Genomic DNA, 26,219 nt, shown 5'->3' with positions numbered 1-26,219 from the left:
CATGGAGCAGCGAGTGAGCCTGGTCACCCTCGGGGTCGCCGACCTCGACCGGTCCCGCGCCTTCTACTCGGGCGTCGGCTGGTCGCCGACGCAGGACCTGGGTGAGGTGGTCTTCTACCAGGCGGGAGGGCTGGTGGTCGCGCTGTGGAGCCGGGCCGAGCTGGCCGTTGACACGGCCGTGAGCGACTCCGGCGGCTGGGGCGGGATCACCCTCGCCCACAACGTGCGCAGCCCGGACGAGGTGGACGCCGTGCTCGCGGAGGCGGAGCGGGCCGGCGGGCAGGTGCGCCGCCCCGGCGCACCGACCGAGTGGGGCGGCTACTCGGGCGTCTTCACCGACCCGGACGGCCACGCGTGGGAGGTGGCGCACAACCCGGGGTGGACCATCACGGACGACGGCGCCACCCTGCTCTCCGTACAGGCCTGAGGCGGGTGCCGGGGATGGACCGCGCCGACCTGCTCGTCGCCGCCCAGGCGGCCGCGCTGACCGGCGTGCTGTGGCCGGGCCACGGGCGCTGGAGCCTACCGGCCGCGGCGACGGCGGCCGCGGGAGCCCTCGTCGTCTCCGGCGGCGCCCTCGCGCTCGCCGGCGCCGCCCCGCACACCCGTCTCACCCCCCGGGTGCGCCCGCCGGCCGGTGCGCGGCTCGTGACCACCGGGGTCTACGGGTGGACCCGCAACCCGATCTACGTGGGCCTGACCGCCGGGACGTGGGGCGTGGCGGTGCTGCGCCGCCGCGGCGGGCCGCTGGTCGCGTCAGCGGCGCTGACGGTGGTGCTGGCGGCGAAGTCGCGGCTCGAGGAGCGCGCCCTGGCCGAGCGGTTCGGGCGCGCCTACCTCGACTACGCCGCACGCACGCCCCGGTTCGTGGGGCGCGGGGTCCGCTGACCGGAGCGTGCGGGCGCCGGGCAACCTTCGTGACGTCGCGGTCCGCGCCGAGGACGGGCGGCCTCCGCCCGACGTCAGGCCCTCACCAGCCCGTGCTCGTACGCGTAGGCGGTGGCCGCGGCCCGGGAGGGCAGGTCGAGCTTGTCAAAGATGTTGGACAGGTGGCGGGCGACCGTCCTCTCGCTCAGGAACAGCTCCGCGGCGATCGCCCGGTTGGTCCGGCCGGTCGCGACGAGCCGGAGCACCTCGACCTCCCGGTCGGTCAGGCCCACCAGCCGTGCCACGCCCGGGGCCAGCCGACCGAGATCCGCCCGGGCGGCCGCCAGGTCCGGCGCCGCGCCGAGACGCTCGAAGGCCCGGCACGCGGACTCCAGCTCGAGCCGGGCCCCGTCCTCGTCCCCGACGGCGCACCCGGCGCGGGCGAGCAGCACCCGGGTACGGGCGATCTCGTAGGGGACGTCGAGGCGGACCCAGGCGGCCCAGGCGCGCCGGAGCGGCTCCAGGGCGGGGCGCGCACGCCCCTCGGCGAGCAGGACCTCGCCGGCGGCCCGGTCGGCCAGGGCGGTGGGCACGCCGCCGGTGCCGGGACGGGCCGGGGCGAGCTCGGCCGCGGCGCGGCGGGCACCGTCAAGGTCACCGGCGGCGAGGAGGACCTCGACGGCCGCGGCGAGCAGGGGCACCGCCGCGCGGGAGCCGGCCTCCGCCCGGACGCGACGGACCGCGGCGGCCGCGTCCTCCGTCCTGCCCTGGGAGAGGCGCAGGAGCGCCAGCCCGGGCTGCGGCTCGAACCCGTGCTCGTCCGCGCTGCGGTAGGCGGTCTCCGCCTCGTCCAGCTCGCCGCGCAGCCGGAGCACCTCGCCGAGCTCGTACCACGCCTCGCCGGCACCGGGCTGCCCGGCGGGGTCGCTGAGCCGCGTCACGGCGCGCCCGGCCTCGGCCACGGCTGCGTCCCAGCTGCCCCGCAGCCGCATGAGCCGGGCGCGGTTCACGAGGCACTGGCCCCGGAAGAGGACGAGATCGGGCTGGGAGTCGCACCAGCGTGTCAGCGCCGTGGTCCACTCCCGCGCCCGGGGCAGGTCCATGCTGGCCGTGCAGATCTCGATGACGGCGCAGTACGCGATCCCGGCCGGGACGGCGGAGACCCCGCCCGTCGTCACGTCCACCATCGCCTCGTCCAGGGTGGCCAGGCCGCGGGCGGTGCGCCCGCACATCACGTCCCACGTCCCGAGCGTGACGCGCGCGAGCGCGGTCAGGTCGTGGTCGCCGGCCCGCTCGCCGGTCTCCAGCGCCGCCGCGGCCAGCTCGCCGGCGTCATCCCCTGCGCCGGCACCGGCACCGGCGGTGAGCATGGCCTGCCGGGCGACGGCCACCGAGAGGTAGGCCCGCTCCACCTCGCCCGCCCCGGCGTCGACGAGCCGCTGCGCACGGGCGAGCCAGCCGGCCCCCCGTGCCGCCTGGCCGCGGTTGAGCAGCGACATGCCCGCCCAGAACGCGCACCGGGCGGCCCGGTCGGGCCGGGCGCCGTCGAGGAAGACGCGAAAGGCGGCGGCGAGCAGGTCGTCGGCCTCGTCGTCGCGGCCCAGGAGCATCGCGGAGGTGGCCAGGCGGAAGAGGTCCTCGGCCGGGAGGGTCGTCTCGGTGCCCGCGGCCACGATGCTGGCGTAGGCCTGGCTCCACTCGCGGCGCGCGTAGGCCCGGCGTCCCCGGTCGAGCTGCTCCACCCTCATCGCTGGCTCCTGCGATCCGCGCGTCTCGGCGCAGGTCAACGGTACCCGGGCACGCGGGCTCAGACGATCTGCTGCACGGCCCAGCCGTTGCCGTCCGGGTCGGAGAAGAACACGAACCGCCCCCACGGGAAGTCCGCGATCTCGGAGACCGCCACGCCGCGCCCGGCCAGCTCGTCCCGGGCGGCCTCGATGTCCGTGACCACCAGCTGCAGGCCCTCGACGGACCCGGGCCGCATGCCGCTCAGGCCCTCGCCGATGGCGATCGAGGCCGGGGAGCCGGGCGGGGTGAGCTGGACGAAGCGGACCCCGCCGCCGACGTCGTGGTCGTGGTCGAGCGCGAAGCCCGCCCGGTTGACGTAGAAGTCGAGGGCGCGGTCGACGTCGGAGACGGGGACCTGGACGAGCTCGAGGCGGAAGTCCATGCCGCGACCGTACGCTCCCGGCCCGCCCTCCGGGGCGCGGTTGCGGCGGCCCAACCGTTCCCACGGGAGCTCGCGATGGGGCACGATCGGTGCATGGACCCGGTGGTGGCCGACGTCGACGTCGACCTCGAGCGCCTGCACGCCGTGACGGCGGCCGCACAGCGCGCCATGACGAGCGTGATCGAGGGCAAGGACGAGGTGGTGCGCACCGCCCTGACCGTGCTCCTGGCGGGCGGCCACCTGCTCATCGAGGACGTGCCCGGGGTCGGCAAGACGATGCTCGCCAAGGCGCTGGCCCGGACGGTCGACTCCACGGTGCGGCGCATCCAGTTCACCCCGGACCTGCTGCCGAGCGACATCACCGGCGTGAGCGTGTTCAACCAGGACACCCACGCGTTCGAGTTCCGGCCCGGGGCCGTCTTCGCCAACGTCGTGGTCGGGGACGAGATCAACCGTGCCTCCCCCAAGACCCAGTCGGCGCTTCTCGAGGCGATGGAGGAGCGGCAGGTCACCGTGGACGGGCGCACCTACCCCCTCCCGGAACCCTTCATCGTCATGGCCACCCAGAACCCCTTCGAGATGGAGGGCACCTATCCGCTGCCCGAGGCGCAGCGGGACCGGTTCATGGCCAGGATCTCGATGGGCTACCCGGACCCCGCCGCCGAGCTGCGCATGCTCGCCTCGCACGGCTCGGGCTCGCCGCTGGCCGCGCTGCGCCCGGTCACCGACGCCGCGACGATCGCCGACCTCGTGCGCACCGTCGAGCGCCTGCACACCGCGCCCGCCGTCCACCAGTACGTGGTCGACCTCGTCACCGCCACCCGCACCAGCCGCTACCTCCGGCTCGGGGCCTCCCCGCGCGCCGGGCTGCAGCTGCTGCGTGCCGCCCGCGCGCACGCCGCGTTGGCCGGCCGCGACCACGTCCTGCCCGACGACGTCCAGCACCTCCTCGCGCCGGTGCTCGCGCACCGCGTGATCCTCACCGCCGAGGCCGAGCTGGGCGGGGCCAGCGCCGCGGACGTGCTCAGCTCGATCGTCGCGGCCGTCCGGGTACCCGCCGCACCGCGATGAAGCCCCCGCGCCTGACCACCCGCGGCCGCGCGTTCCTCGCCGCGGGCGTCGTGGTGGTCATCGGCGCCACGCTGCTCGGCTTCCCGGACGTCACCCGCATCGGCGCCCTGCTCGCGCTCCTGCCCCTGCTGGCGGCCGCGTCGATCTGGCGCCGCGCGCCCCGCCTGGAGCTGCGGCGCACCGTGGTGCCGGCGCAGCTCCAGCGCGGTGAGGAGGGGCACGTCGAGCTGGCGCTGCACAACGTGGGCCGCCACGCGACGCTGCCGCACCTGGCGCAGGAGCGGCTGGATCCGGCGCTCGGCGAGCCCGCCCGCTTCGTGCTGCCGCGGATGGCCCCCGGCGAGCGGCGCACCGTCACCTACGGCGTGCACGCGCAGATGCGCGGCATCTTCCGGCCGGGCCCGCTGGTGCTCACGCTGACCGACCCGTTCGGCATGGCGAGCAGCCGCGTGGAGCTGCGCGCGTCCGGCGAGGTGGTCGTGCTGCCGCGCATCGTCGCGCTCGGCGGGGCCGGGGTGCGCCGCCAGGGCGGCGCCGGCGACTGGCCGGTGCCGCACATGGTGGCCACGCAGGGCGAGGACGACGTGAGCACCCGGACCTACCACCACGGCGACGACCTGCGCCGCATCCACTGGCCCGCCACCGCCCACCGCTCCGAGCTCATGGTCCGCCAGGAGGAGCAGCCGGCACGGCGCCGGGCCGTGCTGGTGCTGGACTCGCGGCGCCTGGCCCACCGCGGCGCCGGCGAGGCCAGCTCCTTCGAGTGGGCGGTCAGCGCCCTCGCCTCCGCCGCCGTGCACCTGGCGGGCCGCGGCTACGCCCTTCACCTGGTCTCCACCGAGACCGTCCGCGAGGGCCGGGCGGGCTCGGTCCTGTCGCTCGGCACCGTGCTGCGCTACCTCTCGCTGGCCCTCCCCGAGGCCGCGGACCTCGGGCCGGTGCTGCGGACGGCCCGGTCCCTCGCCGCCGGGGTGGTGGTCGCCGTCGTCTCCGACGGCGACCCGGCCGCCTTCCACCCGTACGCCCGTGCCCGCCCGGCCGGCACCACCGGGGTCATGCTCGTCCTCGACGCGCCGGGGTTCGCCGGGGCCCTGGGCGACGGCGGCGCGGAACGGGTCGCCGACGTCGCACGGGCGGCGGGCTGGCGGACCCACGTGGTCACGGCGGGCACCGACGTCGCCACGGCCTGGCGGCGGGCCACGGCGGCCCGGCAGGTAGTCCGATGATCGCCCGCAGCCGCTGGGCCGACGCCCTCCTGGCGCTGCTCGCGACCCTGGTGGCCAGCTGGGCGGTGGGCCCGCTCGTGCAGGGCCGCGCCTGGGTGGGGCCGATGATCCTCGGCCTCCTCGCGGTCACCGCCGTCGGCGTCGCCGGCCGGGCGGTCCGGCTCCCGGCCCCGCTGGTCCTCCTCGCCCAGGCCGGCGCCGGGTGGACGGTCCTGAGCTGGGTCTTCGTGCCGGGGAACCACTGGGCGGGGCTCCCGCTCGGCTCGGCGCTGACGGACGCGGCGGCGCTGGTCCGGCAGGGATCCGAGGCCATCCGGGTCGAGTCCGTCCCCGCGCCGGGCAGCCCCGGCCTGCTGCTGGTGGTCGCCGGGTCGATGGTGGCCGTCGGCCTCGCTGTCGACCTGATCGGCGTGACGCTGCGCTCGCCCGCCCTGGCCGGGCTGCCCCTCCTCGTGGTCCTCGCCGTCACGGCCTCGGGCACCGGCCAGCCCCTCTCCCCGCGCTACTTCCTCACGACGGCGGCGGTCTGGCTGGCGCTCGTGGCACGCCAGAGCATCACGGCCGTGCGCACCTGGCCCAACCACCACAGCTGGTCCCGGACGGTGCCGGTGCCGGCCGACGGGGAGGACGACGCCGGCCGCACCGGGCGCCGTCACCGCGCCTGGGCGGCCTCGCTCGGTGCCGTCACGGTCGCCCTCGCGGTGGTGCTCCCGGGCTCGCTCCCCCACCTGGCGCCGACGGCGCTGATCCAGGGCCTGGGCACCGCACCGGGCCGGGCGGCGGGCGGCGTGACGTTCACCGACACCCTGGATCTCTCGGCCGACCTCGCCGACCGCAGCGACCGGCCCGTCCTGCGCTACCGGGCCGACGGCGCCCGCCCCACCCCGCTGCGGGTGCTGGTGACGAGCCGGTACGCCAACGGGCGGTGGTGGCCGGTGGCCGGCCAGGGCGGCCCGCCCGCTCCCCCGCTGGTCCCCTCGGAGCCCGTCGTGGTGGCGATGGAGGACCTCGAGCTCACCGTCGTCGACAACAACCTCGACGCCCCGCAGGTGGCCCTGCCCTACCCGCTGGCGTCGGCGGACTTCGGGGACATCGCCGCCCGGACGGACCCGCGCACCGGGACCGTGTCGGTCGCCGCGCGGCCCTCCAGCTACGAGGCCGTCTCCCCTCAGATCACCGGCACGCTCCCGGCCGGTGCGGGCGACCCGCCGCTGCGCGAGGCGGTGGCACCGGAGCTGCTGCAGGTCGACCCGGCCGCCGCGCCCGCCCTGCGCGAGGTCCTGGCCGACGTGGCCGCCGAGGAGACCAACCAGCTCCGGATCGCCCGCGCCATCCAGTCCTACCTGCGCGGGCCGGACTTCACCTACTCCCTCACCCTCGCCGAACCGGTGCAGGGCCCCGACGGGCGCCCCCTCGACCCGGTCACCCACTTCCTCACCACCCGGCTCGGGTACTGCACCCAGTTCGCGTCCGCGATGGTGCTGCTGGCCCGGGAGGCGGGGATCCCCGCCCGGCTGGCGGTCGGCTTCCTGCCGGGCGAGCGCGAGCTCGACGGGTCGTACACCGTCGTGGCCGCCGACGCGCACGCCTGGCCCGAGCTGTACATCGCCGGGCTCGGGTGGACGCGCTTCGAGCCGACCCCCGCGGGCCGTTCCGGCGCCGCCCCGGTCTACCTCACGCAGTCCGACGTCGGCGCCCCGGTCCCCACCGCCGGGCCGGCGACCCCGCCCACCGGGGAGCGCCCGGTCATGGACCCCGGCGGCGCCGTCGACGGCCCGGGGGCCCCGGCGTCGAACTGGATGGAAGGGACCGTGCGGGCGCTCGGGCGGGCGACCGGGATCCTGGCGGTCGTGGCCGCCGCGGTGCTGATCGTCCCGCTCGCCGGGCGGTGGCGCCGCGAGGCGGGACGCCGGCGCGCGCGCGACGACTCCTCCCACGTCGAGGCCGAGTGGCAGCTGCTCGCCGCGACCCTCTCGGACCTCGGCCTGCCGGCCCCGGTCGGGGCCACCCCCCGCCAGGCGGCCGAGCACTACCGGAGCGCCGCGGGGCTCTCCGGCGACGCCGCGGACGCGCTGGCCCGCGCCGCCGCCCGCCTCGAGCGCGCCCGCTACGCGCCCGGGGGCGCGGACCCGGGCACCATGGCCCGCGACGTCCGCGACGTCACCCGCCGGGTGCGCGCGACGCGGTCCTGGCGGGCCCGGCTGGGGGCCGTGCTGTGGCCGGCCAGCGGCGTCGAGCAGCTGCGTGCCTGGGGCGACCGGCTGGGGGCGATGGGGCGGGCACGCTCCCTCCGTCCGCGGGTGTGACGCCGGCGCGTCCGAGGTGCCGGCCGGTGGGCCGGACCGCTCGCCGACGCCCCGGACGCCCCACGGTGGGGCGGCCGCCGCGTGCGATCATGTGCACGCCAGCAGGGTCCGGAAAGGGGCACGATGACCAGCACCGAGCCGCCCGGCCGGGCCGCGGGGGTCCGCCCGGGTGCGGGACTGGTGCTCGCCGTCGTCGCCGCCGCGCTGGTGGTGGCCGCCGCCGGCCTCCACGCCGTCTCGGGCATCTTCGCCCCCGCCTTCCTGGCCCTGACCCTTGTCCTGGCCGCCCACCCGCTCCAGCGGCGGCTGGTGGCCCGCGGCTGGCACCCGCTCGTCGCGTCGGGCGTCGTGCTCCTCGGCCTGTACGCGCTGCTCCTGGTGCTCGTCCTGGCGACCGGTTTCGCCGTCGTCCAGCTCTCCGGCGCGCTCCCCCGCTACGCCGACGACTTCCCGGCCCTGTACGAGCGCGCGCTCGCCTGGCTGGCCACGCTCGGGGTCGACGCGACCCGCGTCGGGGACGTCCTCGCCGGTGTGGACCTCGTCGCGCTCGCCGGGGACCTCCTCGACTACCTGGGCGCCGCCTCCTCGCAGGTGCTGCTCGTGGTCATGGTGATGTTCTTCCTGTCCCTCGACCTATCGGCCGTGCGCAACCGCTCCGACCGGCTGCGGGCCGCCCGCCCACGAGTGGCGGCGGCGCTGTCCGACTTCGCCCGACGCGTGCGGACCTACTGGGTGGTCTCCACCGTCTTCGGTCTCGTCGTGGCCGCCCTCGACGTGGTCGCCCTCGCCCTCCTGGGCGTCCCGCTCGCCCTCACCTGGGGCATCCTCGCCTTCGTCACCAACTACATCCCGAACATCGGCTTCGTCATCGGCCTGGTGCCGCCCGCGCTGCTCGCGCTGCTGGAGGGCGACGTGGCCACGATGGTCTGGGTGATCGTCGTCTACTCCGTCATCAACTTCACGCTGCAGTCGCTGATCCAGCCCAAGTTCGTCGGGGACGCCGTGGGGCTGAACCCGACCGTCACGTTCCTCTCCCTGGTGTTCTGGTCCTTCGTGGTCGGCCCCCTGGGCGCGATCCTGGCCGTGCCGCTGACGCTGTTCTTCCAGAGCCTGCTCATCACCACCGAGCCCCGCGCCGGCTGGCTCAACGTCTTTCTCGAGTCGGACCGCCGGGACGGCGGCGCGGCCCGGTCGGACGACGGCGGGGCCCGGTCGGACGACGGCGGGGCCCGGTCGGACGACGGCGCGGCCCGGCAGGACGGCGCGGCCGGGTCGGACGACGGCGCGCCACCGCCGACAACCGACAGCGGCCCCCAGGGCGTGGTCCCCGCGGCGACACCGGCGCGTCCCGCCCGGGGCGACCGGTCGGACCCGGCCGCGGGACCGGCGGTGGCGACACTTCGCCCCGACCGGGCGGCCCCCGCCGACGCCGGGCCGGGCCCGGAGGAGGACGGCGACCGGCCCGTCGCCCGCCCGTAGGCCGCGAGGCCCACCCCTAGACTCGGCGCTGTGACGACCGCCGAGGTGACCAGCCCCCGCCCGCTCGCGTGCAGCCGGCTGAGCCTCGAGGCCGACGAGGACCTCCACGGCACCGCGTCGACGGTCACCGGCTACCTCGTCCTCGAGCACGGTGGCCCGTGGGGCACCAAGGTGCTGCGCGACGCCCCCTTCTCCGACCCGGACGGCACCGCCGTGCCCCTCGGCGCGCGCCTGTCCACCGTCCTCGGCCCGCTCGGGGTGACCACGCTGCTCGTGCGCCGCCCCGGCGCCCGCCACGGGATCCCACGCCGGCCGACGGTGATGCTGGTCGCCCTCGACGGCACCGCCGCGCACGGCGCCCGCACCACCGTCGGCGCCGTCTCCCGCCTGTTCGGGTGGAAGCTTCCCGCGCTCCTCGACACCCTGCGGTCCGGGGTCGTGCCCGACGGGTGGGAGCCGCTGGAGACCCAGTACCTCGTGTGCACGCACGCCCGGCGCGACGCCTGCTGCGGCGAGCTCGGCCGCCCGCTCGTCACCGCGCTGGCCGCCCTCGAGCCCGCGCGGACGTGGGAGGTCAGCCACGTCGGTGGGCACCGGTTCGCGCCGAACACCCTGGTGCTGCCCGAGGGGCTGGTCTACGGGCGCCTCCCCGCGACCCGTGGCCGCGAGCTCGTGGACGCCCACGCCGGCGGGCGGCTGCTTCCCGACGCGCTGCGCGGACGGGCCGGGCTGGCCCCTGCCGCCCAGGCCGCCGAGGTCGCCGTGCGGCGGGCCGCGGGCGAGGACCGCGCCGCCACGGTGACGCTGGTGGACGCCGCGGAGGACGGGACGCGGACGTCGACGCGCTGGTCCGTCGGGGGCCGTGCCTGGCGCGCCGAGGTCGAGACGGTCCCCGGGCGGGGCGCGCACCGGCCGAGCAGCTGCGGGAAGGAGCCGGAGGCGCCGTCGCCGCGCCACGTGGTGCGCGAGGTCGCCCCGGAGTAGCCCGGCCGCTACGGCCTCGCCTCAGCGGGCCGGCCGCCGCACTCCGCGCGCGGGCTCCGCCGTGGCCGGGTCCTCCGGCCACGCGTGCTTGGGGTAACGCCCGCGCAGCTCGGCCCGTACCTGCGGGTACCCCTGCGCCCAGAAGGTCGCCAGGTCCGCGGTGACCGCCGCGGGCCGCCGCGCCGGGGACAGCAGCTCGAGGACGAGCGGGACCCGGCCGCCCGCGAGGCGCGGGGCGCCCCGCCAGCCGAACACCTCCTGGACGCGTACCGCGAGCACGGCGCGGTCGCCGTCGTAGTCGACGCGGATCTCCGAGCCGGACGGCACCCGCACCTTCTCCGGCGCGAGCTCGTCGAGGCGGGCGGCGTCCGGCCACGGCAGCAGCCGCCGCAGCGCGGTCAGGACGTCGATCCGCCCGAGGTCCCGCGCCGTCCGCACCCGCGCCAGGTCGGGCCCCAGCCAGGCGTCGACGTCGGCGAGCAGGGCCTCGTCGGAGACGTCCGGCCACGGGCCGCCGAGGGCGGCGTGGAGGAATGCGAGCCGGCGCCGGAGGCTGGTCGCGGCGGCCGACCACGCCAGCACGCCCAGGCCGTCGCGGGCCAGGCCGTCGCGCACGGCGGCGACCACCGCTGCGGCGGGCGGGTCCGGGACGACGGCGGAGGAGACCTCGATCGCGCCGAGCCACGTGCGGCGCCGGGCGAGCACCTGGCCCTGCTCCCAGACGACCGACTCCTCCTCCCGCAGCAGCGGCGGCGCGGCCTCGAGGGCGAGATCCTCGTCCAGCGGCGCGGCGGAGCGGACCGTGGCGTCGCGCCGGCCCGCGCCGCGGTCGGCGTCGGCCACCGCCAGCCAGGGCATCCCGGCCAGCGCGGAGCCGGGCGGCAGCGTCGCCCCGGTTCCGGAGGCCATGAGGTAGGCGGACCCGCCCGGGCGGCGGCGCGCGATCCGGTCCGGGTGGGCCAGGGCGACGACCAGTCCGACCGCGACGTCGTCGGTCAGCTGCGCGCCGGGGCGCCCGGCCGGGCGACCGGCGGCCGGGCCGCCGGTAGGCACGGACTCGCGCAGCCGGCGGGCCTGCGCCTCCCACGCGGGCGCCCCGCCGCGGCGCACGGCGCGCAGGCCGGCGACGAGGTCCCCGCCGGGGACTGGGACGTCCTCGTCGAGCAGCGCGACGATCTCCGCGGCACGGCGCGCCCCGACCACGGGCGCGCCGTCGATCAGGGCGCGGGCGAGCCGCGGGTCCGCGGCGACCCCCGCGATGGCCCGGCCGCGGCCGGTGACGCCGCCGTCGGGCGTGACCGCGCCCAGCTGCTCCAGCGTGGCGCGCGCCGCGGCCATGGCCGCCTCCGGCGGCGGGTCCAGCAGGGCCAGCCCCTCGCCGCCGGGCGCGCCCCAGCAGGCGAGCTCGAGGGCGAAGGCGGTCAGATCCGCCGTGGTGATCTCGGGGCGGGGGTGGGCGCGCAGGCGGGCGTGGTCGTGCTCGGTCCAGCACCGGTACACGGCGCCCGGGCCCTCCCGGCCCGCGCGCCCGGCCCGCTGCTCGGCGGCGGCGCGGCTCACGGACACCGTCACCAGTCCGGCCAGGCCGCGGCGGTGGTCGGTGCGGGGCTCGCGCGAGAGCCCGGCGTCGACGACGACGCGCACGCCGGGCACGGTGAGGGAGGACTCGGCGACGGCGGTGGAGACCACGACGCGGCGGCGCGAGCCCTCGGTCAGCGCCCGGTCCTGCTCGCGGTGCGGGAGCCGGCCGTGCAGGGGGCGCACGTCGGCGTCGACCCCGGCGAGCCGGCGGGCGACCCCGTCGACCTCGCCGGCGCCGGGCAGGAAGACGAGCACGTCGCCGGCCCGCTCCGCCAGGGCCCGCCGCACGGTCGCCGCCACGTGGTCGAGGAAGGCCGGGGTGACGCCGCGCTCGTCCGTCCGCGCCGCGCGCGCCGGCGCCGGGCACCAGATCGTCTCAACCGGGTGCAGGCTGCCCGCCACCTCCACCACCGGGGCGGCCGCGCCGCCGCCCAGGAGGCCGGCGGTGCGCCCCGCCTCCACGGTCGCGGACATGGCGACCACCGGCAGGTCCTCGCGCAGGTTGGCGCGCACGTCCACGAGCAGGGCCAGCGTCAGGTCGGCGTCGAGGTGGCGCTCGTGCACCTCGTCCAGCACGACGGCGCCGACCCCGGGGAGCTCGGGGTCCCGCTGCAGGCGGCGCAGCAGGACCCCCGTGGTGACGACCTCCACCCGGGTGGCGCCGCTCGTGCGCCGGTCCCCGCGGACGGTGTGGCCGACGGTGCGGCCCACCGGCTCGCCGATCAGGGACGCCAGCCGCCGGGCGGCCGCCCGCGCGGCGAGCCGGCGCGGCTGGGTGACGACGACGGTGCCCTCGACCGCGGCGGCGAGGGCGGGCGGGACCAGGGTGGTCTTGCCGGTGCCGGGCGGGGCCTGCACGACGGCGGTGCCGTGGTCGCGGACGGCCGTCACGACGGCGGGCAGCGCCTCACGCACCGGCAGGTCGGGCGGGTCGGCGAGCAGGCGGGCGATCGGGTCGGGCACGGGTGCAGTCTGCCCTGTCGGCCGCCCGGCCCGTGACGCCGGTGCCCGGGCTACCGGCTCGCGGCCAGCGCGCGGGCGAGGGCGTCGAGGCCGCGGGCGACGTCGTCCTCGGTGGTGGAGAAGTTGCTGACCGAGACGCGGACGATCGCGCGGTCGTGCCAGCGCGAACCGGTCATCCACGTGGTCCCGTCCTGCAGCAGGTGCTCGACCACCCGGCGGGTGCGCTCCTCGTCGCCGACGGCGAGGGAGACCTGCGTGAGGACCACATCGTTGAGCACCTCGACCCCGTCGAGCTCGGCGGCGCCGTCGGCGAACGTGCGGGCGTGGGTGCACAGCCGCTCCACGAGGTCGGCGACCCCGGCGCGTCCGAGCGCGCGCAGCACGGCCCACACGGGCACGCCGCGGGCCCGCCGGGACAGCTCGGGCACCCGCTCCTGGGGGTCGCCCGCCACGTCCTCGACCAGGTAGGCGCCGTGCCCCGCCATGGCGGCGCGCATCGCGTCCGCGTCGCGCACGATGGCCAGCCCGCTGTCGTACGGCACGTTCAGGGTCTTGTGCGCGTCGGTGGCCCACGAGTCCGCCGCCGCGACGCCGGCGGTGAGGTGCCGCCGGCGCGGCGCCGCGGCCGCCCACAGCCCGAACGCGCCGTCGACGTGCACCCACGCGCCGGCCTCGTGCGCGACGGCGATGCACTCCTCGAACGGGTCGCTGTCGCCGGAGTGGATGTTCCCGGCCTGCAGGACCACGATCGCCGCCCGCCCGGGCCGCGCGGCGAGCGCCTGGCGCAGCAGGTCAGGCCGCATCCGGCCCTGCCGGTCCACGCCCACCGCCTCCGGCGTGCCCAGGCCGATGTAGCGCAGCGCGAGATCGACCGAGGCGTGCCGCTCGGCGCCGCCGAGGACGCGGACGGCCGGACCGCCGTGCAGGCCCCGCGCGCTGTCCCAGCCGGCCCGGCGCAGCAGCGCGTCCCGGGCCGCGAGGAGACCGGTGACGTTCGCCGTCGTCGCTCCGGTGACGAAGCCGACCGCGCTGCCGGCGGGCAGTCCCAGCAGGTCGAGCAGCCAGCTGCCGGCCACCTCCTCCACCGCCGCGGCGGCGGGCGTCACCTGGCGCAGGCAGGCGTTCTGGTCCCAGGCGCTGACCAGCCAGTCCGCGGCCAGCCCCGCCGGGTGCGTCCCGCCGATGACGAAGCCGAAGAACCGCCCGGACGGCATCGCGGTGAGCCCGGGCTCGCACGCCCGCGCGAGCAGGTCCACCACCTGCGCCGGGTCGCTCGGGCCGTCGGGCAGCTCGCGGCCGAGCGCGTCGGCCACCGCGTCCGCGCCGGCACGGGGTGCGACGGGCCGGTCCGGCAGGCTCTCCAGCCAGCGGCGGGCGTGCTCGTGCGCATGATCCAGGGCGTCGTCGCGGCCGGGGTCCATCGTCCCAGTCTTCGCCCGGCGGGCCCGACGCGTCAGGGGTTTCGGCACGTCTGACGAGGTTCCGGCTCAGGGCGCGAGCCCGGGCGCGACCACCTCGTCCACGAGAGCCAGGAGGGCGGCGGCGTCGAGGACCTCGGAGGTCTGCGCCGGGACGGCGCTGAGGGCCACGACGACGAGCTCGAGCTCCGGGACCACCTCGACGAGCTGGCCGCCGTGCCCGAGGGCGGCGAAGGCGTCCCGCCCGTCCGCCGTCGTGACCCACCACAGGTAGCCGTACCCCTCGGTCACCCGGACCGAGCCGGCCGGCTCGGCCTGGAGGTTCGTCGACGCGGCGACCCACCACTCCGGGACGAGCTGGCGGCCTTCCCGGCGGCCTCCCTCGGCCATGAGCCGGCCGATCCGCACCAGGTCCGACGCGGTGAGCTTGAGGTGGGACGCGCCGAGGTGGCGCCCCTGCGCGTCCACCGGCCAGGCGAACGCCGCGCGGTCGTACGCGGCCTGGTTCCCGGCGACGGCGACCGGCTCCGCCGCCGGCTCGGTGACGATCTCGAGGGGGTCGAAGAGACGCTCGCGGGCGAACGCGAGCACGCTGGTGCCCGTGGCCTCGGCCAGGACGGCGGAGACGAGGTGGGCGCCGCGGTCGGAGTGGACGAACCGCTCCCCCGGCGCGAACCGCAGCCCGTCGGCCAGCACCCCGCCGACCACGTCGCCCGGGCCCCCGGCGTCGAACGGGGCGGCCGGCAGACCGCCGGTCATGGTCAGGAGGTGCTCCAGCGTCACGGAGCTGACGCCGTCGGGCATCTGGGCCGCGTGGTCCGGGAGCAGCTCGCCGAGGGTCGGGTGGACCCCGGCCAGGTGCCCCTCCTCGATCGCGATGCCGACCAGGACGGACATGATGCTCGCGGTCACCGAGTGGACGTCGTGGGTGGTCTCCGGCGTGCTGTCCCGGTAGCGCTCGAACACCGGCCGACCGTCCTGGACCACCAGGAACGCCCGCACGTGCTCGAACCCGTAGCCGGCCGGGTCTCGGTCGAGCACGTCGACCAGCGTGGGGCCGAGCCCCCCGCCCGGGAGGGGCGACGGCGCAGGTGGGTCGCCGTCGCCGAGGTCCGTGCCGGGGACGGTGGCCGAGCACGCGACGAGCACCGCCGCGGCGGCCGCGGCCGCCGCGCCCGCCAGACGTGCGGGTGCCATCGCCCCACCCCTCGCCGCTGCGTCGCGGCTCCTCCCATGGTGCGCGTCGTCGCGCGGCGAGGTCCAGCGTCAGGCCCGCTCGAGGAGGACCATGACCTCGTAGTGGGTGGTCTGCGGGAACATGTCGAGCACCCGCGCGCGCCGGGGGCGCAGCGAGGGCATCGCGGCGAGGTCCTTCGCCAAGGATTGCGCCCGGCAGCTGGAGTAGACGACCCGGTGCACGCCCGAGGACTCCAGCCACGCGGCCAGGTCGGGGCCGATGCCGCGCCGGGGCGGGTTGACGATGACGAGCTCGGGCGGGGCGGGCGCCGCCAGCGCGAACGCCGTGGCGTCCCCGGCGGCGAACCGGACGCCGGGCAGCCCGGCCTCGTCGCGGCTGGCCTCGGCGCTGGCGATCGCCTCCGGGCTGATCTCGATGCCGGTGACCGCCCGGCCCTCGCCCGCGCTGTGCAGGGCGAAGCCGCCGACCCCGCAGTACAGGTCCCACACCGAGGCGGGGTCCACCTCCTCCACCCACTCCCGCCCCTGCCGGTACAGGGCGGCCGCGATGTCGGTGTTGGTCTGGAAGAAGCTCTGCGGCCGCAGGTGGAGGACGACGTCGTTGACCGCCATGCGCAGCGTGGCCTGCTCGGTCAGGACGATCTCCTCGTCCCCCTCGAGCACCGCCTTGTGCTCGGGCTGGAGGTTGACGGAGACCACCCGCAGCGCGGGCAGCACGTCGAGCAGCCAGGGCAGGTGCTTGCGGATCCGCACCAGGGACTCCGTCGACCGCAGCACGAGCCGGAGCATCAGCTCACCGTCGGGCGAGACGGTCAGCAGCACGTACTTGAGCTCGCCGCGGCGCCGGGGCACGTCGTACGGCGTGAGCCGGGCCCGGGTGACGAGCGCGGCCAGCACCGGGAAGGCGTCCCGCAGCTCCTCGCCGGTGATCCCGCAGCTGGTCAGGTCGATGCCCTCGCCGGCGGCGTCGAGGATGCCGAGCAGCGGCTCCTCGACCGTGCCGGACACGACCATCTTCGCCTTGTTGCGGTACCCGGACTCCCGGCTGGCCACGGTGGGCAGCCACTCCAGGTCCGGGTACGGCTCGAGGAGGTGCGCGCAGTGCCGCTGCTTGGCCGCCAGCTGGCTGGGGTAGGCCTGACCCATGAGCGTGCACGAGCGGCACGCGACCGCGTCGAAGTAGGAGCACTGCATAGCGCCTCGAGTGTAGGCGCCGGGGCGGCACCGCCCCGCGTCACAGCAGCTCGAGCGTGCGTTCGTCCTCGAGGCCGTCGAAGTACCGCTCGAGCACGCGCCGGAAGGCCGGCTCGTCCGGGTCGGCGCGGGCGAACAACGTCATCGACGAGCGCAGCTTGACGGCGTCGACGCCCCCGAGGAGCGCCTGCGCGGTGGGCGCGTCGGACGCGGCGACCACCTCGGCGCACTCGCGCAGCCGCGGGCCGAGCACCGGGTGGGCCAGGTAGGCGCGCGCCTCGTCCAGCGAGGAGATGGCGTACGCCCGGGCCATCGGGCTGTGCCCGAGGCCGGCGATCTGCGGCAGGACGAACCACATCCAGTGGCTCGTCTTCCGGCCCCGGCGCAGCTCCGCGAGCGCGCGGTCGTAGGTTCCGCCGTCGTCCTGGGCGGTGACGAAACGCTCAAGGTCGTAGGGGTCGTCCACGGCCGTCCCTCCCTCGTACCGGCTCGTACCGGCTCGTACCCACCCTCTCCCGGCCGGCGACTTCCCGCGCGTCCGCTCCCCGCTCGCGCGCCGGGGTTGTCAAAGTCAGAGATCGGCCACATGATCGGCGCACCACGCGTCTCGCGCCGCCGCGGCTGCGGCTGCTCGGGGCCGCGCCCGGCGCAACGACGCTGCCGGGCGGAGACGGGAGGAGAGCGGTCATGGCTGAGAACCCGCGGCTGGGCGACATCGGCGAGGAGGAGGAGGAGATCGAGCTCGAGCCCCTGCCCAAGGAGGTCCCGGTCCCGGAGCCACTGCCGGCACCCGACGAGGTCCCGGCCTGACGATGGAGCCCGAGGAGTTCGGGGGACCCGCCCTCGTGCTGGGCTCGGTCCGGGGTCGCCGGTCCTTCGGCGTGACCGCCGGCGGCCTGCTCACCGGGCTGTACTACAGCCAGGTCTGGCACCCGGGCGAGAACCGCGCGTCGTGCCTCCACGACGGCGGCGTCGTCGTCCGGCTGCCGGACGGGCGGATCACCGTGCGGGCCGCGTCCGGGCGCGAGATCGGCACCGGGCACGGCCTCCAGGGCTGCACCTGCGGGTTCTACGCGTACTACCGCGAGGACCCGTACTCGACGTCCCGCCGGATCTCCGGGGTGATCGAGGGGTACGGCCGGGTGGTCCTCGGCACCGCGGGGTTCCGCGCGGAGAAGGCCCGGATCCTCGCGCTCCTGGTGCCGGGCACGGCACGGGGCGCGAACGCGTCCCGAGAGGCCGAGGTCCCGCAAGGCCCCGGCGCGCCGGCGCCCGGCCGGCACGCTCCCCGCGAAGCCTCCGGCCGCGTGCCAGTCGACGGGTTCACGCCGGTCGAGGGCGCCCCGGTCGACATCGGCAGGATCAGGGCGGCGTACCCCGAGGTCGCGTTCTTCACCCGCGAGGAGCACATGCTCGAGGCGTGCCCGCCCACGGTGAACGGCCCCGAGATCTGAGGCTCGGTCGCGGCGGAGTCCCGGCTCAGTGCCCGAAGGCCTCCGCCAGCCACCAGGCCGGCTCGTCGGCGCGCACCTTGGCGTCGACGAGCAGCGGGGTCTCCCGCGGGCCCGCCAGCCAGGCCTCGACGCCCCCGAGATCCTCCGGTCCGCGCACGGTCACGGCCGTGAACCCGTACCCGCGGCCGACCGCGGCGATGTCCGTCGGCGGGAAGGTGACGATGCCGAGGTCGTCGCCGTCCGGGCCGAAGTGGTGCACCTCCGCGCCGTAGGCGTCGTCGTTGTAGACGACCACGACCATGGGCAGCCCGAGCCGGCGCACCGTGTCCAGCTCGGCCGCGCCCATGAGCGCCCCGCCGTCGCCCAGGGCCGCGACGGGCAGCCGGTCCGGCCGGGCCAGGGCCGCGCCCACCGCCGAGGCCAGGCCCAGGCCGACGGACTGGAACGCCTGGGTGAAGCAGAAGCCCTCCTCGTCCGGCACCGAGAGGTACATGCTCGGGTAGCCCATGAAGTTCCCCGAGTCGACGGCGACGACCCGCTCGGCCGGCAGCAGGTCGTCCAGCGCCGCGGTGAGGGTGCGCGGGTCGATCCGCCGCTCCCCCGCCGCGTCCGTGCCGCCGCGGTCCTCGTACGGCACCGTGCGCCAGGGCAGCCGGTCGGTCAGCGCCTCGCGCACGGCCGCGGTGCGATACCCCGCCGGGGCCGCGCCGTCCGGGGCGGCGGTGCCCAGCTCGGCCAGCACCGCCGCCGCGGTGCCGGCGACGTCGCCGAGCACCCCCAGGGTCAGCGAGCGGTGGGCGCCGAGCGCCTCGGCGGTGTCGTCGACCTGGACGACGGCCGCGCCCGGCCCGATCAGGGCGCCGTGGCGCATGGTCCACATGTTCAGCGCGCAGCCCCAGCCGACCACGAGGTCGGCGCCGCGGATCAGCTCCGCGGCGAGCGGCGAGGAGAAGCCCCCGGCGACGTCGAGGGAGTACGCCTCGTCGTGGAAGAGGCCCTTGGCGACGGCGGAGGTGGCCAGCAGCGCCCCGCACCTCTGCCCCAGGGCGGCAAGCGCGTCGCGCGCGGCCGGCGTGCGTGCGCCGCGGCCGGCGACGAAGACCGGGCGCTCGGCCCCGCGCAGGAGCGCGGCGAGCCGCGCGACGTGGTCCGCCGCCGGCTCCACGGGCGGCGGCGCGGCGGGCAGGCGGACGGGCGTCCGCTCCGGGGCTTCGGCCCCCAGGAGGTCCAGCGGCAGATTGAGGACCACGGTCCGCCGCCCGTGCAGGGCCGTGGCGACGGCGCTGGCCGTCTCTTCGGCGGCGGAGCCGGCCGCGGTGAGCCGGACCGGGACCGCGCCGACGGCGCGGGCCAGGGCGTCCTGGTCGACGGCGAAGTTCGAGGTGGGCGAGGTGGCCTCCGGCGCCAGCACCACCAGGGGCGTGCGGCTCTTGGCGGCCTCGGCGATGCCGGTCATCGCGTTGGTCAGCCCGCAGCCCTGGTGCACGCTCAGGGCGGCGGGGCGGCCGGCGGTGCGGGCGAACGCGTCGGCCATGGTGGCGGCGCCGCCCTCGTGCCGGGCGGGCACGAACGTGGCGCCCGCGGCCACCATCGCGTTGGTGAGGTGGAAGTTGCCGGAGCCGACGACGCCGAAGACGTGGTCGACGCCGACGTCGACCAGGGCCCGCCCGACCGCCTCGCTGACCCGCACGTCAGTCCTCGACCAGCGCGACCGCCCGCACCGGCGAGCCGGACCCGCCCACGATCCTCAGCGGCGTCGCGACCACGACCGCACCGGTGGGCGGGAGCTGGTCGAGGTTCTGCAGCTGCGCGAGGCCGTACTTGCCGGCGCCGAGCAGGAAGGAGTGGCACGGGAAGGCGGGTTCGAAGGAGTGTGCGGCTCCGGCGTCGGTCCCGACGGTCTCCACGCCGATGCCCTGCAGCGGGGAGGCCTCCGCCACCCAGCGCGCGCACTCGGCGGACAGGCCGGGGCTGGTCGGACCGGTCTCGGTGTTGTTGATCATCTCCTCCTGCGTCACCCGGGCGGACCAGCCGGTGCGGCACAGCAGCCAGCCGCCCTCGGGCAGCGGGCCGTGCTCGGCGACGAAGGCCTCGACGTCCGCCACCTCGATAAGGAAGTCAGGGTTCTCGGCGACGCGGTCGGTGACGTCCAGGACCACCGCGGGAGCGACGAAGGCGCGCGGCGGGACGGCGTCGACGTGGTCCTTGCCCTGGCCGGTGACCCAGTGGCTGGGCGCGTCGAAGTGGGTGCCGGTGTGCTCGCCGGTGCGGAAGTTGTTCCAGTACCAGGCCGGTCCGCGGTCGTCGTACCGGCTGATCTCCTCGAGCTGGAATTGGGCGGTCTGGCCGAAGTTCTCGGGCAGCTCCAGCACCGGGGTGGTGTCGGCGAGGGGCGCCGTCAGGTCGACGACCCGGACGGAACCGGCGGACAGGGCGGCGACGAGGTCGGTCAGCACGGGCATCGTTGCTCCAGCGGGTCGGCGCGCTCGGCGCGGCGGGTGACGGCACGGTGTGACGGCGAACATAGCGGACCCGACGGACCGAGGGTCCGCCGGGTCCGCCTTCCGGTCCGGAGGGTCTGCCTGCCGCGGCCGCTAGTCCTGGGCCGCGGCCAGCAGGGCGTCCGGCTCCTGCCAGCCCTGGAACGGCTCGCCGTCCACCAGCACGGTCGGGGTCCCGGTGAAGCCGTCGCGGGCGAACTGAGCCGTGTTCGCGTCGACCCACTCGGTGTAGCGGTCCTCGGTGAATCGGTCGACCACGTCCTGGGGGACGCCCGCCGCGAGAGCCGCGGCCGCGATGTCGTCGTCCGTCGGCTCGCCGGCGCCGTCCCCGCCCTCGGCGGCACCGGCCGCCACGGCGTCGCCCCACAGGGCGAACATCGCGTCGTGGAAGTCCAGGAAAGCCTCGGGGGCGCCGTCGGCGACCACCACCGCGGCCTCGGCCGCACGGCCCGAGAAGGCCGAGAAGTCGCCGGACCGGTCGAGGATCGACACCGGGTGCAGGGCCAGCGTCACGTCACCCGCGCGGGCGGCCTCCTCGAGGTCGTCGGCGTTGATCTCCTCGAACTGCCCGCAGTAGCTGCAGGTGTAGTCGAAGTAGACGTCGACGACCGGCGCGTCGGCGTTCGTCCCGCCGGCGACGAGGTCGGCGCCGATCGTGACGGCGCCCTCCTCGGTGACGTGGGCCGGTAGCTCGGCGACGCTCGCGAGCAGGCTCTTGCTGCCCTGGACGACGATCGCGGTCACCGCCACGGCGACGACCACGATGAACGCGAGCACGCCGCCGACGAGAAGCCGACGGTTGCGGCGTGCCTGCCGCTCGTGCTCGGCGCGCAGCGCCAGCGCCTTCTCGCGGGCGGCGTCGCGCTCCCGGGTACGTGGGGGCCGGGCGCTGGTGGTGCTCATCGAAAGAACCCTTCGTCGGGCGGTTGCGGGACTGTCCCAAGAAGGATGTCCGATATGTGCCGCCCTGGGGCGGGACGAAGGTCCGCCCTGCCTCACCGCACGTTCCGGTCGGGGTCGGGCGGCAACAAGCGGCAACGTTTCGTCAGGTGACCCGCGCCACTGCCTATCCTCACCGGGCCGTTCCCCCGGGGCTCCGTCGCCCCGCGATGGTGAGCGGCCCGGACAGCTGACACGCTCCCGCGCCGAGCGACGACCGAGAGGCCGACGATGACCACACAGACCGCCGAACGCACGACGAGCCTGGACAGGAGCCTGGATCCCTACGTGCTGGATCCGGCCAACGTCCAGGCACCCCCGACGACGTTGCGGGGCCGCCTGAAGTTCCTCGGCCCCGGCATGATCACCAGCGCCGCCGTCGTCGGCTCCGGCGAGCTGCTCACCGCCACCGCGCTCGGAGCCAGGGTCGGCTTCATGCTGTTCTGGCTCATCCTGGTCTCCACGTTCGTCAAGGTGTGGGTCCAGGTCGAGCTGGCCCGCTGGTCGATCTCGACCGGCAAGCCGGCCATCACCGGCTACGCCGACGTGCCGCCGAAGTTCCTGGGCCGCGGCTGGATGGCCTGGCTCGTGCTGCTCATGTTCCTGCAGTTCCTGATCGGCCAGGCCGGCGTCATCAGCGGTGCCGCACTGGCGTTCTCCATGCTGCTCCCCATCGGGGGCGACCCGTTCGCGATCGTCTCGATCGGCAGCTGGGTCGCGATCCTCGTGGTCGTCGCGATCGGCATCCACCTCGCGAACCGCTACGAGATCGTCGAGAACATCTCCACGTGGATGGTCATGCTCGTCACGCTGTTCGCGGTCGCCGTGGTGTTCCTCGTCCAGTACACCGAGTTCGCCTGGAGCGGCGCCGACCTCGCGGACGGTCTGCGCTTCCAGGTCGCGGCGGGCGCCATGGGCGTCGCGCTGTCCATGTTCGGCATGACCGGCGTCGGCGCCGGCGAGATCACCGCCTACACCTACTGGGTGGTCGAGAAGGGCTACGCCGCCTGGACCGGGCCGAACGACGGCTCGGAGAGCTGGGTCGGCCGCGCGCGCGGCTGGATCAAGGTGATGAAGCTCGACGCGTGGGTGTCGTGGGGCGTCTACACCCTCTCCACCGCCGCCTTCTACATGCTCGGTGCCGCGGTCCTGCACCCGCAGGGTCTCCAGCCCGAGGGCACCCAGGTGATGGAGGTCATCTCGGGCATCTTCTCCTCCACGGTCGGCCGGTGGGGCGGCACGCTGTTCCTCGTCGGCGCCGGGGTGGCGCTGTTCAAGACCATCCTCGCCAACGTCCCCAGCCTGGGCCGCCAGGTGGCGAACACCCTGTCGGTCTTCGGCGCCTTCGACTGGAGGGACATGGTCGTACGCGACCGGTGGATGCGCGTGATCATGATCGTCCTGCCGATCACGTGGGGCACGCTGGGTGTTCTCGCCAACTCCCCGTTGGCGCTCGTCATCATCGCCGGGATCCTCAACGCCCTGTTCCTCATGGGCGTCGCCGTGGCCACCCTGCACCTCTCCCGCACGCAGACGGATCCGCGGGTCAAGGACGGCCCCGGGTTCATGGTCCTGCTGGTGATCTCCGCCGTCGCGATCTTCGGGGTGGGCTCCATCTCGCTGTTCGACCTGCTCGGCTGACGAAGCTCCGGGGCGCCGCGGCGGTGAGCCGCGGCGCCCCGGCGTACGTGCACCGGGCGAGGGCCAAGCCGCGCACCGCGTGCCCGTGCGCGGCCCGCATGCAATCTTGTGCAGATGCGATGGCGAATCGGCGGCGACCGAGACAGGACCGCGGCTCGCGGCAACCCGGCGCGCGGGGCACGCCCGGACGACGCCGGAGCCCCGCTCCCGCGGTCCGCCGCCGTGCCGCCCGCCGGGTGGCAACGTGCCCGGCGCAGCCCGTGGACGGACAGCCTGGGGCGGGCCGCGATCCGCAGCGCGCAGGTGCTGCTGATCCTCGCGGTGCTCACCTGCGCGGTCATCGCGCTCCGGCAGCTGAAGCTGCTCGTCATCCCGCTCCTGATCGCCATCGTCCTGGCCGCGGCGCTCAGCCCGGCCGTCCGGTTCCTCCGCCGCAAGGGCTGGCCGAACGCCCTGGCCACCTGGACCACCCTCATCGCCGGCGTCGGCGGGCTCAGCGTGGTGCTCTGGCTGGTCGGCCGCGAGATCCGCGACGAGTCGGACCAGCTCGTCCAGGGTGCGACCGAAGGCCTCGACGAGCTCCAGGCGTACCTGACCGAGGGGCCCCTCGGCATCACCGACGAGCAGATCAGCGCCGCCCGGCAGGCCGTGATCGACTTCCTCACCAGCGACCAGGTCCAGGGCGGCGCGGTGGCCGGCGCGACCGCCGCGTTCGAGGTCGTGGCGGGCCTGCTGCTCGGCCTCGTCGTCCTGTTCTTCCTCTTGAAGGACGGGCGCCGGATCTTCTCGTTCCTCGTCCAGCCGCTCGACCGCACCACCCAGGAGCGCACCTGGCGCATGGGCCGGCGCTCCGTCGACGTCCTGGGCGGTTACGTACGCGGGACGGCGATCGTCGCCACCGTTGACGCGGTCGTCATCGGCGTCGCGCTGCTGATCATCGGTGTGCCCCTGGTGCTGCCGCTGGCGACGATCGTCTTCCTGGGGGCGTTCATCCCGCTCATCGGGGCCACGCTGGCCGGCGTGCTCGCGGCACTGATCGCGCTGGTGGCCAACGGCCCGGTGGCTGCGCTGATCGTCGTCGCGGTGGTCGTAGCGGTGAACCAGCTCGAGGGCGACTTCCTGGCCCCGGTCGTCATCGGCAGGACCCTCTCGCTGCACCCGCTGGTGATCCTGTTCGCCCTCACCGCAGGGACGATCCTCTCCGGCATCGTCGGTGCCCTGCTGTCGGTGCCCATCACCGCCGTCGTCTGGGCAGCGGTGAAGGAGTGGTGGGCCACGAGCCCTGGCCGCGCGACGGAGAGGGAGTCCGTACACATCGAGTGAGTCCGGAGGGGTCCCCGTCAGCGACCGGGGCCCGAGCTCTCTCACGCTCGAAAAGGCCTCCGTTCCAGCACGAACTCTCGCGGTGCGGGCATAGCCTCCTGGAACGAGGCTGGCGTCGATGCTGGCTCAGACATGGGCGCGCGAGGGTGCGCGTGGGAGAGAAGACATGCGAGCGAAGAACCTCAGGCGTGCCTTGGTGACGGGTGCCGTCGTGGCGGCGGTCGCTGCGGCGGGTGCGCAGCCTGCGTCGGCCAAGGGCGCCGAGATCGGCGGATACGGGAACGAGTACTACCTGAACGACTCCTGGAGCGGCAGCGCGAACCGGGTCTTCGTGTACGGACGCACCGACGACCGCGTGTACGTGGGCGACTGGAACGCCGACAACGTCGACACTCTCGCCGTCCGACGCGGCAGCACCTACTACTTCACCAACCGCCAGAGCGGCGGCAGCGCCGACAACGTCGTCGTGTACGGCCGGGCCGGCGACACGGTGCTGATGGGCGACTGGGACGACGACGGCGTCGACACCCCCGCCGTGCGCCGCGGCAACGTCTACCACATCAAGAACAGCCTCGCCGGGGGTGCAGCCGACCAGGTCCTCGTGTACGGACGGGCCGGCGACACGGTCGTGGTCGGCGACTGGGACGGCGACGGCAGGGACACCCTCGGGGTCCGTCGGGGCAGCACGTACTACTTCAAGAACAGCCTTGCCGGCGGCAACGCGGACCGGACCGTGGTCTACGGCCGAGCCACCGACGCCGTGTTCATCGGTGACTGGAACGGGGACGGCGTCGACACCCCCACCGTGCGCCGCGGCAGCACGTATTACGTCTCCGACGACTTCTCGGGCGGGCAGGCCGACCGGACCATCGCCTACGGCCGGGTGACTGACACCACCCTGGTCGGCGACTGGAACGGGGACGCGGCAGACACTCTGGGCGTGCGCCGGGGCGCACCGAAGCCTGCACCGAAGCCCGCGCCGCAGCCCGCACCGGCACCGGACTCCTCGCTCGTCCGGCCGCGCACCCCGGACCTGGACTGTCCGCAGTTCTCTTCCTGGGCAGAGGCGCAGGCAACCTTCGACCACTGGAGGGCGGCCGGCTACGGGGACGTGCACCGGCTCGACGCCGACAACGACCTCGTCGCCTGTGAGAGCTACTTCGGCTGAGGGTGCGACTGCACCGTAGGTCCCGCGCGGTGGCCGCCCGCGCCTGAAAGGAATCTCCGGGACGTCCCCGTGCGGCGCTCACATGCCGCCGCGCGACACGCGCCGCTCGGGCCGGGCCCTCCCGCCCGAGAGCCCGTGCCGCGCCGCCGGTGCGCCGCCGACCGGCGGCGCCCGGAGGGAGAATCCCTATGCTCGACCTGCACACCGACTACCTCACCGAGGACCTCGGCGACGACGGCCACCCCCGGACGTTCGAGCTGCACTGCCCGCGGGAGTTCAACTTCGCCTACGACGTCCTCGACCGGCTGGGCACCGAGACCCCGGACCGCCGGGCGCTGCGCTGGTGCGACGACGACCGCGGCCTCCGCACGTTGACCTTCGGGGAGATGAAGGACCTGAGCGACCGGGCGGCGTCGTGTTTCCTCTCCCGCGTGATCCGCCGCGGTGACGTGGTGCTGCTCGTCATGAAGCGGCACTACCAGTTCTGGTACGCGATCATGGCGCTGCACAAGATCGGTGCCGTGGCGGTGCCCGCTACCAACCAGCTCAAGAAGCACGACCTGGTGTTCCGCCCGGAGGAGGCGGAGGCGAGCGCCGTGGTCTGCACGAATGAGGGCGACATCGTCGACCAGGTCGAGGCCGCCGAGGCCGAGTACGCCGGCCGCTGGTGAACGATCTCCGGGAGGATCCGGCGCGTCGAGATCCGCCAGGACTCCACGAGCTGACGCACCTGGGAC

General features: G+C 75.9%; 23 protein-coding genes. 13 read left to right on the top strand and 10 right to left on the bottom strand.

The annotated features are described in order from the left end of the window. Window position 1: 1 nt before the first annotated feature. Window positions 2-427 carry a VOC family protein gene (locus KZX45_RS00990; RefSeq protein ID WP_248255846.1) on the top strand — a complete coding sequence of 142 codons (426 nt, stop codon included), beginning with the start codon at window positions 2-4 and terminating at the stop codon, window positions 425-427. 14 nt (window positions 428-441) lie between these two features. Next, window positions 442-888, top strand: a complete 447-nt coding sequence (locus KZX45_RS00985) for an isoprenylcysteine carboxylmethyltransferase family protein (RefSeq protein ID WP_248255845.1) — start codon at window positions 442-444, stop codon at window positions 886-888. Window positions 889-962: 74 nt separating this feature from the next. Here the strand turns inward: KZX45_RS00985 and KZX45_RS00980 are convergent, their stop codons facing one another. Both KZX45_RS00980 and KZX45_RS00975 read right to left on the bottom strand, forming a co-directional pair. After that, the gene (locus tag KZX45_RS00980) at window positions 963-2,615 is read right to left on the bottom strand and encodes a response regulator transcription factor (protein ID WP_248255844.1); all 1,653 of its coding nucleotides are present in this window, start codon (window positions 2,613-2,615) and stop codon (window positions 963-965) included. 59 nt (window positions 2,616-2,674) lie between these two features. Continuing rightward, window positions 2,675-3,037 (bottom strand): VOC family protein, encoded by a 363-nt coding sequence (locus KZX45_RS00975; RefSeq protein WP_248255843.1) that lies wholly within the window; start codon window positions 3,035-3,037, stop codon window positions 2,675-2,677. Between the two features lie 93 nt (window positions 3,038-3,130). Here KZX45_RS00975 and KZX45_RS00970 point away from each other — a divergent pair, with 93 nt between their 5' ends. From KZX45_RS00970 to KZX45_RS00950, 5 genes are all read left to right on the top strand, one after another. Next, on the top strand, window positions 3,131-4,108 hold the full coding sequence (locus tag KZX45_RS00970; RefSeq protein ID WP_248255842.1) for a MoxR family ATPase: 978 nt from the start codon (window positions 3,131-3,133) through the stop codon (window positions 4,106-4,108). Beyond that, window positions 4,105-5,334 carry a DUF58 domain-containing protein gene (locus tag KZX45_RS00965; protein ID WP_248255841.1) on the top strand — a complete coding sequence of 410 codons (1,230 nt, stop codon included), beginning with the start codon at window positions 4,105-4,107 and terminating at the stop codon, window positions 5,332-5,334. The genes KZX45_RS00970 and KZX45_RS00965 overlap by 4 nt, the downstream gene beginning before the upstream one ends. After that, window positions 5,331-7,640 (top strand): DUF3488 and transglutaminase-like domain-containing protein, encoded by a 2,310-nt coding sequence (locus tag KZX45_RS00960; RefSeq protein WP_248255840.1) that lies wholly within the window; start codon window positions 5,331-5,333, stop codon window positions 7,638-7,640. Before KZX45_RS00965 ends, KZX45_RS00960 begins: the two co-directional genes overlap by 4 nt. A gap of 123 nt (window positions 7,641-7,763) precedes the next feature. Beyond that, on the top strand, window positions 7,764-9,119 hold the full coding sequence (locus KZX45_RS00955) for an AI-2E family transporter (RefSeq protein ID WP_248255839.1): 1,356 nt from the start codon (window positions 7,764-7,766) through the stop codon (window positions 9,117-9,119). 30 nt (window positions 9,120-9,149) lie between these two features. Beyond that, window positions 9,150-10,103: a sucrase ferredoxin gene (locus tag KZX45_RS00950; protein ID WP_248255838.1), complete on the top strand. Its 954-nt coding sequence runs from the start codon at window positions 9,150-9,152 to the stop codon at window positions 10,101-10,103. A 21-nt stretch (window positions 10,104-10,124) separates the two neighbouring features. Here the strand turns inward: KZX45_RS00950 and hrpB are convergent, their stop codons facing one another. From hrpB to KZX45_RS00925, 5 genes are all read right to left on the bottom strand, one after another. Continuing rightward, the gene (gene hrpB, locus KZX45_RS00945) at window positions 10,125-12,647 is read right to left on the bottom strand and encodes an ATP-dependent helicase HrpB (RefSeq protein WP_248255837.1); all 2,523 of its coding nucleotides are present in this window, start codon (window positions 12,645-12,647) and stop codon (window positions 10,125-10,127) included. A 50-nt stretch (window positions 12,648-12,697) separates the two neighbouring features. Then, a complete protein-coding gene (locus tag KZX45_RS00940; RefSeq protein WP_248255836.1) occupies window positions 12,698-14,068 on the bottom strand; it encodes an aminotransferase class V-fold PLP-dependent enzyme in 1,371 nt (456 codons plus the stop codon). A 66-nt stretch (window positions 14,069-14,134) separates the two neighbouring features. After that, a complete protein-coding gene (locus KZX45_RS00935; protein ID WP_248255835.1) occupies window positions 14,135-15,262 on the bottom strand; it encodes a serine hydrolase in 1,128 nt (375 codons plus the stop codon). A gap of 69 nt (window positions 15,263-15,331) precedes the next feature. Beyond that, window positions 15,332-16,456: a 23S rRNA (uracil(747)-C(5))-methyltransferase RlmC gene (gene rlmC / locus KZX45_RS00930; protein WP_248255834.1), complete on the bottom strand. Its 1,125-nt coding sequence runs from the start codon at window positions 16,454-16,456 to the stop codon at window positions 15,332-15,334. Window positions 16,457-16,496: 40 nt separating this feature from the next. Beyond that, window positions 16,497-16,922: a DUF1810 domain-containing protein gene (locus KZX45_RS00925; RefSeq protein ID WP_248255833.1), complete on the bottom strand. Its 426-nt coding sequence runs from the start codon at window positions 16,920-16,922 to the stop codon at window positions 16,497-16,499. Window positions 16,923-17,143: 221 nt separating this feature from the next. On the opposite strand from KZX45_RS00925, the gene KZX45_RS19800 reads away from it, so the two are divergent. Continuing rightward, window positions 17,144-17,266, top strand: a complete 123-nt coding sequence (locus tag KZX45_RS19800; RefSeq protein WP_282453108.1) for a hypothetical protein — start codon at window positions 17,144-17,146, stop codon at window positions 17,264-17,266. A 2-nt stretch (window positions 17,267-17,268) separates the two neighbouring features. Continuing rightward, window positions 17,269-17,910 (top strand): hypothetical protein, encoded by a 642-nt coding sequence (locus KZX45_RS00920; RefSeq protein WP_248255832.1) that lies wholly within the window; start codon window positions 17,269-17,271, stop codon window positions 17,908-17,910. 25 nt (window positions 17,911-17,935) lie between these two features. Here KZX45_RS00920 and KZX45_RS00915 read toward each other — a convergent pair whose 3' ends face one another. The 3 genes from KZX45_RS00915 to KZX45_RS00905 form a co-directional block, all read right to left on the bottom strand. After that, window positions 17,936-19,600 carry a thiamine pyrophosphate-binding protein gene (locus tag KZX45_RS00915; protein ID WP_248255831.1) on the bottom strand — a complete coding sequence of 555 codons (1,665 nt, stop codon included), beginning with the start codon at window positions 19,598-19,600 and terminating at the stop codon, window positions 17,936-17,938. A 1-nt stretch (window position 19,601) separates the two neighbouring features. After that, entirely contained in the window at window positions 19,602-20,372 is a 771-nt protein-coding gene (locus tag KZX45_RS00910; RefSeq protein ID WP_248255830.1) for a cyclase family protein, read from the bottom strand. Window positions 20,373-20,504: 132 nt separating this feature from the next. Continuing rightward, window positions 20,505-21,314 carry a thioredoxin domain-containing protein gene (locus tag KZX45_RS00905; RefSeq protein ID WP_248255829.1) on the bottom strand — a complete coding sequence of 270 codons (810 nt, stop codon included), beginning with the start codon at window positions 21,312-21,314 and terminating at the stop codon, window positions 20,505-20,507. A 267-nt stretch (window positions 21,315-21,581) separates the two neighbouring features. Here KZX45_RS00905 and KZX45_RS00900 point away from each other — a divergent pair, with 267 nt between their 5' ends. The 4 genes from KZX45_RS00900 to KZX45_RS00885 all read left to right on the top strand — a co-directional run bounded on the left by KZX45_RS00900 (window position 21,582) and on the right by KZX45_RS00885 (window position 26,153). After that, window positions 21,582-22,991, top strand: a complete 1,410-nt coding sequence (locus KZX45_RS00900; RefSeq protein ID WP_248255828.1) for an Nramp family divalent metal transporter — start codon at window positions 21,582-21,584, stop codon at window positions 22,989-22,991. A 114-nt stretch (window positions 22,992-23,105) separates the two neighbouring features. Beyond that, window positions 23,106-24,314 (top strand): AI-2E family transporter, encoded by a 1,209-nt coding sequence (locus tag KZX45_RS00895; RefSeq protein WP_248255827.1) that lies wholly within the window; start codon window positions 23,106-23,108, stop codon window positions 24,312-24,314. A gap of 166 nt (window positions 24,315-24,480) precedes the next feature. Continuing rightward, complete coding sequence (locus tag KZX45_RS00890) at window positions 24,481-25,482, top strand: hypothetical protein (RefSeq protein WP_248255826.1); 1,002 nt, start codon at window positions 24,481-24,483, stop codon at window positions 25,480-25,482. Between the two features lie 188 nt (window positions 25,483-25,670). Beyond that, on the top strand, window positions 25,671-26,153 hold the full coding sequence (locus KZX45_RS00885) for an AMP-binding protein (RefSeq protein WP_248255825.1): 483 nt from the start codon (window positions 25,671-25,673) through the stop codon (window positions 26,151-26,153). Window positions 26,154-26,219: the final 66 nt, after the last annotated feature.

The sequence above is a fragment of the Georgenia sp. EYE_87 genome, from assembly GCF_023148685.1.
Taxonomy (GTDB): domain Bacteria; phylum Actinomycetota; class Actinomycetes; order Actinomycetales; family Actinomycetaceae; genus Georgenia.
Note: the sequence above shows the minus strand (reverse complement) of the source record. Positions and strands in the feature narration are given on the sequence as shown.

Coding starts and splice junctions, on each gene's coding strand:
- KZX45_RS00990 (WP_248255846.1), top strand. CDS start 2: ATGGAGCAGCGAGTGAGCCTGGTCACCCTCGGGGTCGCCGACCTCGAC.
- KZX45_RS00985 (WP_248255845.1), top strand. CDS start 442: ATGGACCGCGCCGACCTGCTCGTCGCCGCCCAGGCGGCCGCGCTGACC.
- KZX45_RS00980 (WP_248255844.1), bottom strand. CDS start 2,615: ATGAGGGTGGAGCAGCTCGACCGGGGACGCCGGGCCTACGCGCGCCGC.
- KZX45_RS00975 (WP_248255843.1), bottom strand. CDS start 3,037: ATGGACTTCCGCCTCGAGCTCGTCCAGGTCCCCGTCTCCGACGTCGAC.
- KZX45_RS00970 (WP_248255842.1), top strand. CDS start 3,131: ATGGACCCGGTGGTGGCCGACGTCGACGTCGACCTCGAGCGCCTGCAC.
- KZX45_RS00965 (WP_248255841.1), top strand. CDS start 4,105: ATGAAGCCCCCGCGCCTGACCACCCGCGGCCGCGCGTTCCTCGCCGCG.
- KZX45_RS00960 (WP_248255840.1), top strand. CDS start 5,331: ATGATCGCCCGCAGCCGCTGGGCCGACGCCCTCCTGGCGCTGCTCGCG.
- KZX45_RS00955 (WP_248255839.1), top strand. CDS start 7,764: ATGACCAGCACCGAGCCGCCCGGCCGGGCCGCGGGGGTCCGCCCGGGT.
- KZX45_RS00940 (WP_248255836.1), bottom strand. CDS start 14,068: ATGGACCCCGGCCGCGACGACGCCCTGGATCATGCGCACGAGCACGCC.
- KZX45_RS00935 (WP_248255835.1), bottom strand. CDS start 15,262: ATGGCACCCGCACGTCTGGCGGGCGCGGCGGCCGCGGCCGCCGCGGCG.
- rlmC (WP_248255834.1), bottom strand. CDS start 16,456: ATGCAGTGCTCCTACTTCGACGCGGTCGCGTGCCGCTCGTGCACGCTC.
- KZX45_RS19800 (WP_282453108.1), top strand. CDS start 17,144: ATGGCTGAGAACCCGCGGCTGGGCGACATCGGCGAGGAGGAGGAGGAG.
- KZX45_RS00920 (WP_248255832.1), top strand. CDS start 17,269: ATGGAGCCCGAGGAGTTCGGGGGACCCGCCCTCGTGCTGGGCTCGGTC.
- KZX45_RS00910 (WP_248255830.1), bottom strand. CDS start 20,372: ATGCCCGTGCTGACCGACCTCGTCGCCGCCCTGTCCGCCGGTTCCGTC.
- KZX45_RS00905 (WP_248255829.1), bottom strand. CDS start 21,314: ATGAGCACCACCAGCGCCCGGCCCCCACGTACCCGGGAGCGCGACGCC.
- KZX45_RS00900 (WP_248255828.1), top strand. CDS start 21,582: ATGACCACACAGACCGCCGAACGCACGACGAGCCTGGACAGGAGCCTG.
- KZX45_RS00895 (WP_248255827.1), top strand. CDS start 23,106: ATGCGATGGCGAATCGGCGGCGACCGAGACAGGACCGCGGCTCGCGGC.
- KZX45_RS00890 (WP_248255826.1), top strand. CDS start 24,481: ATGCGAGCGAAGAACCTCAGGCGTGCCTTGGTGACGGGTGCCGTCGTG.
- KZX45_RS00885 (WP_248255825.1), top strand. CDS start 25,671: ATGCTCGACCTGCACACCGACTACCTCACCGAGGACCTCGGCGACGAC.